Genomic DNA, 9755 nt, shown 5'->3' with positions numbered 1-9755 from the left:
TAGAGGCTATGACCATCCGTTTGTTTTGCGGCAGTCGGCTGATCATCCGGCTGGTCAGTTGGTTGATCCTGAAAGTGGGCGACGGATACGATTCTATACAGATCGTGAATCAGTAGTGGTCTATTTAAATAATTGGGTAGAGGGCACTTATGAAATCGAAGGCCAAAAAGTTCAGCCTTATTCAGGAGTAGCCTTAGAAACTCAAATGTTGCCAGATGCGATTCACCATCCTAACTTTGGCGAAATAATTTTAAAACCTGATGAAACATTCTATTCAGAAACAACGTATCAATTTGATACTCTTTAATGATTGAAAAACGATAGAAAGGAGGAGGTTGATGATGGCAACAATCAAAGATATCGCTGAAAAAGCGAATGTCTCCAGCGCAACAGTTTCTAGGGTGTTGAATTACGATGAAACATTGTCAGTCGGAGATGAGACAAAAAAACGGATTTTTGAAGCTGCTGAAGCTTTAGACTATACCAAATACCAGCAAAAGAAAGCCAAAAAGAATGGAAAAATAGCTATTGTACAATGGTATACGGAAAAAGAAGAGCTTGATGACCTTTACTACTTGTCGATTCGATTAGGTGTTGAAAAACGTGCGGAAGAAGAAGGGTATAGTGTTGAACGGCACTTTCAAAATACTGCCTTTGAGATCAGTTCGGATATTGAAGGCATAGTCGCTATTGGAAAATTCAGTAATTCTCAAATAGAACAATTAGCATTATGGACTAAAAATATTTGTTTTGTCGATTTTGATGTATTGGGATACAAGCTGGACTCAGTGGTAGTAGACTTCGAACAAGCAGTTTATTCCGTAATGAAGTATTTTACTGAAAAAGGTCACAAGCGTATCGGTTTTATTGGCGGTCAAGAAACTTATGGCGATCCGTCACAAACGCCTGTGGATAAACGGACAGTTTTAGTCGAAAATTATTTACGCCAACAAAACGTATACCATAAAAAATATACGTTTATTGGTGCGTTTAATGTAACAGCAGGTTATCAATTAATGAAGCAGGCTCTTCAGGAATTAGACGATGATCTGCCTCCAGCCTTTTTTATTGCCAATGACGCTTTGGCAATTGGAGCCTTACGTGCGTTGCAAGAAGCGGAGGTTTCAGTGCCAGAGCAAGTCGAAGTAATTGGATTTAATGATATCAGCGTAGCCAAATACGTGTACCCAACTTTGAGTACGGTAAAAGTGTACACAGAAATAATGGGGGAAGCCGGATTTGATTTGCTGCTGGATCGGATAAATTCAGATCGGAAAGTTGCAAAAAAAATCACTTTATCTACAGACTTGATTTTACGTGAAAGTACCAATTAACAGGTTATCCACAATTAAGTAAAAACCTACTAACTAGAAACTCTTAAAAAAGGAGATTTTTAGTTTTTAGGTTATTTTTTTACCTTTTTCCGTTATACTGCAAGAGAAGCAGGAAGCAGTTTGGATAAATAACTAGATAAACGCTTTAGAAAAAGGGGAATGAAAAATATGAGAAAACAGCACAGCAAAGAAGCTATTAAAAAAAGTAAAAAACCAGAAAGAACGCATAAGCAACAAGATAGTAAAACAAAAGACTATCTTGTCAAAGAACCAACTGAATTACTGCCTTTCTTATTACAAGAAAAGGTTAAAAATAGCAGAAATTCGGTGAAATCCGTCTTGACGAGAGGACAAGTGTGGGTAGATGGTAAAAACATTAAACAGCATAATCATCCTTTACTTCCAGGTCAAACGGTCTCTATAGTTGCGAATAAAGCAGCACTCAAAGAAGAAGCTTTGACAGGAATCAGTATACTGCATGAAGATGAGGCTATAATTGTTATTAACAAAGAAGCGGGGATGTTGTCTATGGCTTCTAAAAATGAACAAGACTTGACAGCCTATCGTCAACTAACTACTTATGTTAGAAAAGAACACCCTAAAAACCGAGTTTTTGTTGTTCACCGATTAGATAGAGATACCTCAGGTGTCATGTTATTTGCAAAAAGCGAAGCTGTAAAGACTAAGTTACAAGAAAACTGGACAACCATGGTAAAAGAAAGAGTTTATACTGCTTTGGTTGAAGGAGTTGTGCGTGATGAAGAAAACACGATCACTTCTTGGCTAACAGAAAATAAAGCCATGCACGTCTTTTCCAGTTCTTACGACAATGGTGGGAAGAAAGCTATCACGCATTACAAAAAGATACGCTCTAATAATGAGTTTACTTTATTGGAAGTTCAATTGGAAACGGGTCGAAAAAACCAAATCCGAGTTCATATGGAAGAAATAGGCCATCCAGTAGTTGGAGACAAAAAGTATGGTTCTACTGTTAATCCATTAAAACGCTTAGGCTTGCATGCCACAACATTAGCCATCATCCATCCTACATCTGGAGAGTTGATGCAATTCAAAACAAAAATCCCAAAGGTCTTTTTACAATTTTCGAAATAAGAACGAACGACCATCGTAAGCCAGAAAGTTTGCCTTAAAAAAGAGAAAACAGCCGAATACAAAAGAAGATAGTGGGACAAAAGGCGTTTAGACTCGAAACACTGGAGCGAATAAGCGCAGTATGGTCACCGACCATCGAGCATTATTCGTGAAGTGGACGTCGAGCCTGCCTTTTGGAGCTTGTTTAAGAAAAATAGTTAAGAAAATGGTAAGAGGATGAGACTTATGTCTCATCCTCTCCTTTTTGTCTTCAGCTGCTTTTTTATACATACACATAAAAAATATAGTTTAGAAGAATTGCGTGCGGTATTTTATTCTTTCATTTCGAATGCGTTATCTTGCGGATGATAACCGATAGCCACACGAGCCTGATCAATATCAAGACGTGGAAAAGTATTATTTGAAATTCCATTGACCAATAAGAAAGGTTCTTGAAGGTCAGCTGATAATGTACAGTCGATCAGATGACAAAAATCTCGAGCTGATAAGAAGTTAGCTAAGCCCTCAGGTCCTGCATTTGGCGCGGGTTTGCCGCTTTCTTTAAAATCTCCAATACGAATACCGATAGTTTCTTGTCCTTTCGTAAAAGCATAGTAACTGGCTAAAGCTTCTACATACGCTTTAGAGACTCCATATAAATCAGCAGGACGAACAGGCTGATTGACATGGACTTGTACATTTGCAGGGTAAGCATCTACTGCATGAATGGAACTGGCGAAAATAATTCGTTTTATATGCATAGGTTCTAGAGTTGCCTGATGAAACAAATTGTAAGGAATTTTGTAGTTTAAGTCGAGTAACGACCCATAAAATTCTGCATCTGGACTAGGATCACCAGCTAAATGCAAAACATATTCTATCTCATCAAGTAAGCCTTCCCAATTTTCTTCGAGCGATAAATCTAAGTCTTTTGTTTGGGTTCCTTCCAGTAATTGCTTATCAACATCGTCAAAGTGGATATCAACTAACGTAAGCTCATGCTGTTTTTTTAAATGATGTGTGATTACTTTTCCAATTGTTCCGGTTGCGCCTGTAATTAAAATACGAGCCATCATTCATTTCCTCCTATCAAAAATAGATTCAATGGTACTGTAAGTAGATAAGAATTAAATTTATTGTAAATGAATAAATCGGCAGTCTAGTTTTCTTATTGCTGCTGTGATCTGATTTGTCTTTATTTTTGCAAAAAAAGATGCTGTTGTTTCAATTTTTTATTGATCATTCAGGTGATTACTGAGCGAAAAAGAGAGCACTACAAAAGTAGCACTCTCGGGGAAAACGAATTATTATGCGCGATCTGTACGGTCGTCCATACGATCATTTGTTTCTTTTTTAGCGTCGCCTACTTTTTTCTCAACTTCGCCTTTGCCTTTTTGGGCTTTACCTTCAGCTTGCTTGCCTAGGTCGTTAGTAGCATCACCGTAAGCGTCTTTTGCAGCACCGACTGCTTTGTCTTTGATACCTTCTAATTTGTTCTTCATACCGTTATCTTTGTCTGCCATGTTGTTTTCCTCCTAATAGATAATTATTTAAAAAACGGTTCGCACAACTGTATAAACACTCATAAAGAACTTAAAGTAATTTGTGTTAAAAGTGTGAACTTCTTTTATGTTTAAAGCTTAACTGGTTTAATAAAAAAAATCAAATGATAACCCTTTTATCCATTTTCATCTATCAAAAAGTGGAGCTCTTTTTGTTAAGTGGGTTGATTGTGTCTGCTATCTCATAGCTTTAATCACTAGTTAAAGTACAGGATAACAAATAGGTCGTTCTTCTACTTTATACGTGTATGGGCTTTCGTCTGCTTAATCTTTTAAACATTATGTGCTAAAATAAGGAACATAAAGCAATGAGCTGGAGATTACAGAGAACGGAGTCGTTTAAAAATGAAGCTATTGGCAATTGATTCCTCTAATCAAGTAATGAGTGTGGCGGTCTTAGAAGACCATAAATTGATTGGAGAAGTTACTACGAATGTAAAAGGCAATCACAGTCAGCGTTTAATGCCAGCAATTGAAACACTCATGAAAGAAGCTGGTTGGAAACCGGCTGAATTAGATCGAATAGTCGTGGCTAAAGGACCTGGGTCTTATACCGGTTTAAGGATTGGTGTGACGATTGCGAAAACTTTAGCTTGGACTTTGAATAAAGAAGTGGTAGGTGTTTCAAGTCTAGCGGTGTTAGCTGGCAACTGCGAAGAGTCTCCGCATTATTTGGTGCCGTTATTCGATGCGCGCCGCGGAAATATTTATACAGGTGTGTACCAATGGAAATCTGGAGAATTAATACAAATCGAACCAGATACCCATATTTCAGCTGAAGCATGGGCCAGTTACTTAACAAAATTTACTGGGACGATCGAATTGATTGGCGAAGACCGGTTGTTACATTTAACAACGTTTGAACAACAGTTGGCTGAACGTGTCATTTCTGCACCTTTGAAAGACCACTTGCCTAAAGCAAGTGTTTTAGGACTGTTAGGAAGAACAAAAAAGCCAGAAGATGTCCATACGTTAACACCCGATTATTTAAAATTGGCAGAAGCGGAGGAAAATTGGCGCAAAGAACACCCGGATCGGCTGGAGGAATCGTATGTTGAGAAAATTTAGGGAATGGTTGGAGACTGAGCAATCAATATGGAGCATAGGAGAACAGCAGGTATCAAATGGGAATTTATCTGAAATTATCCGCTTATCAGCTGTAAAACAGACTTTAAAAGATGGACGAATAGTGGAAGTAAGGATTGCAACAGTTGTCGATATACCGGATATTGTCCGAATACAAGAGTTAAGTTATAATGGAACCGCCCCTTGGAACGCAACAGCTTTAGAACATGAGATCAAACGCAATAAACGAGCATTGTATCTAATTGCAAGCCTTGAAAGTCAAACGGTTGCTTTTGTAGGTACTTGGTTTGTTGAAGGGGAGGCCCATATTACGAATCTTGCCGTAGTTCCAACAGAACGGCAAAAAGGCCTAGCCTATTATTTGTTAAAAGAAATTGAGCAATTGGCAGAACAACAAGGCATGCATCAGTTGAGTTTAGAAGTTCGTGTTTCAAATGCAACGGCTCAGAATCTCTACCGGAAACTAGGATTTAAGGCGGGAAAAGTCAAAAAAGGCTATTATGCTGGCGACCATGAAGATGCATTGGAAATGAGTAAACCTATTTTAAGAAAGCGTGATATACATGAATTTAACGAATGAGACAATGGAAAAAATACAATTTATTTTTCCAGAAAAAGAACTTATTACGAGTGAGCGAGTGTATCAGATAGCAGAAGAAAGTTATCCAAATGGTTCGCCTTGGTCAGTAACCAATTTTCAAACAGATTTGGATACTTCGCTTGCAGGATACGGCTTTGCAGTCAAAGATGAAAAAGCGATCGGTTTTATCGGCTATCGTCATTTTTTAGGAGAAGCGGAGATCACTAATTTTGGTGTAAATCAACTATTTAAACAACAAGGAATCGGCAGTCGTTTAATGGCTGCTTGTTTATCGCATTTAGATGAACAGGGAATGAAACAGCTGTTTTTAGAAGTACGTGCGAGTAACCAGCCGGCGCGGACAGTGTATCAAAAATTTGGTTTGAAAGAAGTAGCAATACGCAAAAATTATTACCGTGACCCAAATGAAGATGCGGTGGTCATGCAATACATCAAGCCAGAAGAAGAATAAAAATGTAAAGTAGAAAGAGTGAAAGCATGAGGTCTGAACAAAATTTAATTTTAGCCATTGAAACGAGTTGTGATGAAACGAGTGTTGCTGTCGTCGAAAACGGAGAACGAATGCTGTCTAATATTGTAGCGTCACAGATTAAAAGCCACATGCGTTTTGGTGGTGTCGTACCGGAAATCGCGAGTCGGCACCATGTTGAACAAATCACTCAGTGTATTGAAGAAGCTATGGAGGAAGCAAGTGTTTCCTACGCAGACTTATCAGCAGTCGCTGTAACGTATGGACCGGGATTAGTAGGGGCCTTATTGATTGGCGTTAATGCAGCTAAAGCATTGGCTTATGCTCATGACTTGCCTTTGATCGCCGTTAACCATATGGCCGGACACATCTACGCTAATCGATTGATTCAACCCTTAGTTTTTCCGTTATTAGCTTTAGTTGTCAGTGGCGGACACACTGAATTAGTGTATATGGAAAAAGACGGAGATTTCAAAATTATCGGAGAAACACGAGACGATGCTGCCGGAGAAGCTTATGATAAAATTGGACGAGTCTTAGGTTTGCCTTACCCAGGCGGTAAGCGGATCGACGAAATGGCTCATCAAGGAAAAGATTCGTACCATTTTCCGCGAGCTATGTTGAAAGAAGATAATTACGATTTTAGTTTTAGCGGGTTAAAAAGTGCGTTTATTAATTTGGTTCATAATGCCGCTCAAAAAAATGAAGAAGTAGACAAAAATGATTTAGCAGCTAGTTTTCAAGCAAGTGTAATTGAAGTGTTAGTCAAAAAAACAATGCGTGCTGCAAAAGAGTTAGGAGTCAAACAGTTGGTTTTGGCTGGAGGAGTAGCGGCCAATCAAGGATTGCGAGAAGAGTTGAACACAACAATGAACCAAGAACTGCCTGATGTTAAGCTTTTGATTCCTCCATTGTCGCTTTGCGGAGACAATGCAGCCATGATTGGTGCAGCTGCTTACGTAGAGTACAATCGGCAACAATTTGCCGGTTATGACTTGAATGCACAGCCTGGTTTGACTTTTGATAGTTTTGAAGAGCAAACAGAGAGCAAATAAAAAAGTTCCATAAAAATAAGTAATAGAGGATGAGACATAAGTCTCATCCTCTTGCCTTTTTCTTAACTATTTTTCTTAAACAAGCTCCAAAAGGCAGGCTCGACGTCCACTTCACGAATAATGCTCGATGGTCGGTGACCATACTGCGCTTATTCGCTCCAGTGTTTCAAGTCTAAACGCCTTTTGTCCCACTCTCTTATTGCTCCAGTTCTTCTAGTTCGATGCTTTTTTCTTCCCATTCAGTTAAGAGTTGTTCATTTCTTGTTTGTAAAGCTGTCAATTTTCCATTGAGTTCTTGAACCTGGATATGGTCTCCAAAAACTTCAGGTTCGGTCAATTGAAGTTCAATCGCTTCGACCTCTTGCTCCAGTTCAGTCATTTCATTTTCAAGTGCTTCAATTCTTCTACTTAATTGACGAACTTTTTTTTGAGTCTCTTTGTTTATTTCCCGATGGTTTTTGTTTGTTAAAGAGGCGTTTCCGACAACTTGTTTATCTTGTTCGGCCGCTTCTGCTAGCTGTTGCAATTCTTCTTGCTGTGCTTTTTTTTCAATATAATAATCATAATCCCCTAGGTAAAGGGTACTTCCTTCTTCAGACAATTCGACCACCGCTGTAGCTAAACGGTTAATAAAATAACGGTCATGAGAAACAAATAAAAGGGTACCATCGAAATCAATCAATGCGTTTTCCAAGACTTCCTTACTGTCGATATCCAAATGGTTAGTCGGCTCATCCAGCACTAGAAAATTATCACGGTGCAAGGATAATTTAGCTAAAGCTAATCGTGCTTTTTCGCCTCCGCTTAGACTGGAAACACCTTTTTCTACATCATCACCTGTAAATAAAAAACTACCTAAAATGCTGCGAATATCTTTTTCAGGTGTAGTGGGATGCTCGTCCCATAATTCATTGAGTACCGATTTTTTAGAATGTAGGTTTGCTTGTTCTTGGTCATAATACCCCAAATCAACATTAGCTCCTAACTGCTTATTTCCTTGAATTAAAGGCAAATCACCGATCAAAGACTTCAACAAAGTAGATTTTCCAATCCCGTTGGGGCCAACTAATGCAATTGAATCATATTTTCGAATTTCTAATTCAATTGGGGCAGATAAAATTTGTTCTTTGTATCCAATAGCACCATCTGTTAAAGTTAAAACCACATTTCCGCTTTCTTTATTGGATTGAAAACGAAAATGTGCAGATTTTTCATCACCTTGAGGCCGATCCATCCGGTCCATTTTTTCCAATTGTTTTCGACGGCTCTGGGCACGTTTAGTTGTAGAAGCACGGACTAAATTACGGTTGACAAAATCTTCTAATTTAGCAATTTCTGTTTGTTGTTTCTCATATTCTTTCCATTCTTGTTCCAGTTGTGCAGCTTTTAAAGTTAAATATTTGGAATAATTGCCTTTATAATGGGTTATTTTCTGTCGGCTGATTTCATAAACTTCATTAACTACTTTGTCTAAAAAGTACCGGTCATGAGAAACGATCAATAAGGCTCCATGGTAAAGTTGTAAATAGTTTTCAAGCCAATTTAATGTTTCAATATCTAAATGGTTGGTCGGCTCATCTAAAATCAATAAGTCTCTTTTTTCTAATAATAGTTTAGCCAAAGCTAATCGAGTTTTTTGGCCTCCAGATAGTTGGCGAATGTCTTTTGCATAATCTTCTTCATAAAAACGAAAACCATGCAAAACAGAACGAATTTCAGCTTCATAACCGAAACCATTGGCTGCTCGAAAATCATGTTGAAGCTGATCATAACGGGCCAACGTTTTGTGATAGAGGGTTTCATCTGCCAGCAGCTCTGGGTCGCCCAGTTGGATCTCTGTCTGGCGCATTTCTTTTTCTAATTGGATCACCGGTTCAAAGACTTTTAACATTTCATCCCAAATAGAACTGGCAGAGTCTAGGCCGGTATTTTGTGCCAGGTATCCAATCGTCACATTTTTACTTTTAATAATTTGGCCTGCGTCTGGCTGTTCGACATCTGCAATCATTTTTAATAAAGTGGATTTTCCAGCACCATTGCGTCCTACTAAAGCTATTCTAGCGTTTTCTTGTATTTCTAAATAAATATTTTCAAAAAGCACATCTGCTCCAAAATAGCGCGCGACATGCTGAACTTGTAATAAAATCATATTATTTCCTCATTTCATCATTCTCTCTTCTAGTTTAGCATATAAGCTGTCATTCTGATATTGTTCTAAGCAATCTTGTTAGAAAAAAAGCAGGGATTTCACAATCTTATATTGTGAATGTTCACAAGATAAAACAGGGAAAAATCTGTTTTCTTTTTAAAAGTAAGAAAAAAAAACTAGTATTCTCTTTAAAAGATGCTATAATGACTAAGTCGAAGTAAAGGAAAGCTTGTGAATTTTCATTTAAATGAAAATTCTTGTGAAAAAAATGTTATCTAATAAGATCATTTTAAAAAAACTTAACGGAGGAAGAAAATGACTAATCCAACAGTACCAAAAGCAACCGCTAAAAGACTACCTATTTATTATCGCTATTTACGTTTCTTGCACGATGCTGGAAAAGACCG

The 9755-nt window shown here is 38.0% G+C and carries 10 protein-coding genes and 1 pseudogene; 8 read left to right on the top strand and 3 right to left on the bottom strand.

Features of this window, described 5'->3' with window-relative positions; all coding sequences use genetic code 11:
• From RT405_RS02190 to RT405_RS02180, 3 genes and pseudogenes are all read left to right on the top strand, one after another.
• Positions 1-307, top strand: a pseudogene (locus tag RT405_RS02190) (galactose mutarotase); the annotation flags it as partial.
• A 34-nt stretch (positions 308-341) separates the two neighbouring features.
• Positions 342-1334, top strand: coding sequence for a LacI family DNA-binding transcriptional regulator (locus tag RT405_RS02185; RefSeq protein WP_313467185.1), 993 nt, complete (start codon positions 342-344; stop codon positions 1332-1334).
• Between the two features lie 168 nt (positions 1335-1502).
• Complete coding sequence (locus tag RT405_RS02180; protein ID WP_313467183.1) at positions 1503-2447, top strand: RNA pseudouridine synthase; 945 nt, start codon at positions 1503-1505, stop codon at positions 2445-2447.
• Between the two features lie 311 nt (positions 2448-2758).
• Here RT405_RS02180 and RT405_RS02175 read toward each other — a convergent pair whose 3' ends face one another.
• Entirely contained in the window at positions 2759-3499 is a 741-nt protein-coding gene (locus RT405_RS02175) for an NAD(P)-dependent oxidoreductase (protein WP_313467182.1), read from the bottom strand.
• Positions 3500-3733: 234 nt separating this feature from the next.
• On the bottom strand, positions 3734-3949 hold the full coding sequence (locus tag RT405_RS02170) for a CsbD family protein (protein WP_313467180.1): 216 nt from the start codon (positions 3947-3949) through the stop codon (positions 3734-3736).
• 384 nt (positions 3950-4333) lie between these two features.
• Between RT405_RS02170 and tsaB the strand changes: the two genes are divergently transcribed.
• The 4 genes from tsaB to tsaD are packed head-to-tail and all read left to right on the top strand — an operon-like array spanning position 4334 to position 7199.
• Positions 4334-5056 carry a tRNA (adenosine(37)-N6)-threonylcarbamoyltransferase complex dimerization subunit type 1 TsaB gene (gene tsaB, locus RT405_RS02165; protein ID WP_313467178.1) on the top strand — a complete coding sequence of 241 codons (723 nt, stop codon included), beginning with the start codon at positions 4334-4336 and terminating at the stop codon, positions 5054-5056.
• Positions 5040-5654, top strand: coding sequence for a ribosomal protein S18-alanine N-acetyltransferase (rimI, locus tag RT405_RS02160; RefSeq protein WP_313467177.1), 615 nt, complete (start codon positions 5040-5042; stop codon positions 5652-5654). The genes tsaB and rimI (RT405_RS02160) overlap by 17 nt, the downstream gene beginning before the upstream one ends.
• Positions 5638-6126, top strand: coding sequence for a ribosomal protein S18-alanine N-acetyltransferase (rimI, locus tag RT405_RS02155; protein WP_313467176.1), 489 nt, complete (start codon positions 5638-5640; stop codon positions 6124-6126). Before rimI (RT405_RS02160) ends, rimI (RT405_RS02155) begins: the two co-directional genes overlap by 17 nt.
• A 26-nt stretch (positions 6127-6152) precedes the next feature.
• Entirely contained in the window at positions 6153-7199 is a 1047-nt protein-coding gene (tsaD, locus tag RT405_RS02150; protein ID WP_313467174.1) for a tRNA (adenosine(37)-N6)-threonylcarbamoyltransferase complex transferase subunit TsaD, read from the top strand.
• A 196-nt stretch (positions 7200-7395) separates the two neighbouring features.
• Here tsaD and RT405_RS02145 read toward each other — a convergent pair whose 3' ends face one another.
• Positions 7396-9348 (bottom strand): ABC-F family ATP-binding cassette domain-containing protein, encoded by a 1953-nt coding sequence (locus RT405_RS02145; RefSeq protein WP_313467173.1) that lies wholly within the window; start codon positions 9346-9348, stop codon positions 7396-7398.
• A 315-nt stretch (positions 9349-9663) separates the two neighbouring features.
• On the opposite strand from RT405_RS02145, the gene RT405_RS02140 reads away from it, so the two are divergent.
• The coding region (locus tag RT405_RS02140; protein WP_313467201.1) for a winged-helix domain-containing protein at positions 9664-9755 on the top strand (92 nt) is incomplete at its 3' end.

The sequence above is a fragment of the Carnobacterium sp. genome (genome assembly GCF_032094055.1).
Lineage (GTDB): Bacteria > Bacillota > Bacilli > Lactobacillales > Carnobacteriaceae > Carnobacterium_A.
The sequence above is the reverse complement of the archived record's forward strand: the minus strand, read 5'-3'. Positions and strand labels throughout refer to the sequence as shown.

What these genes read in the sequence shown, in the direction of transcription:
- rimI (WP_313467176.1), top strand. Translation starts at nt 5,638, where the DNA reads ATGAATTTAACGAATGAGACAATGGAAAAAATACAATTTATTTTTCCA.
- RT405_RS02185 (WP_313467185.1), top strand. Translation starts at nt 342, where the DNA reads ATGGCAACAATCAAAGATATCGCTGAAAAAGCGAATGTCTCCAGCGCA.
- rimI (WP_313467177.1), top strand. Translation starts at nt 5,040, where the DNA reads ATGTTGAGAAAATTTAGGGAATGGTTGGAGACTGAGCAATCAATATGG.
- RT405_RS02180 (WP_313467183.1), top strand. Translation starts at nt 1,503, where the DNA reads ATGAGAAAACAGCACAGCAAAGAAGCTATTAAAAAAAGTAAAAAACCA.
- RT405_RS02170 (WP_313467180.1), bottom strand. Translation starts at nt 3,949, where the DNA reads ATGGCAGACAAAGATAACGGTATGAAGAACAAATTAGAAGGTATCAAA.
- RT405_RS02145 (WP_313467173.1), bottom strand. Translation starts at nt 9,348, where the DNA reads ATGATTTTATTACAAGTTCAGCATGTCGCGCGCTATTTTGGAGCAGAT.
- tsaB (WP_313467178.1), top strand. Translation starts at nt 4,334, where the DNA reads ATGAAGCTATTGGCAATTGATTCCTCTAATCAAGTAATGAGTGTGGCG.
- tsaD (WP_313467174.1), top strand. Translation starts at nt 6,153, where the DNA reads ATGAGGTCTGAACAAAATTTAATTTTAGCCATTGAAACGAGTTGTGAT.
- RT405_RS02175 (WP_313467182.1), bottom strand. Translation starts at nt 3,499, where the DNA reads ATGGCTCGTATTTTAATTACAGGCGCAACCGGAACAATTGGAAAAGTA.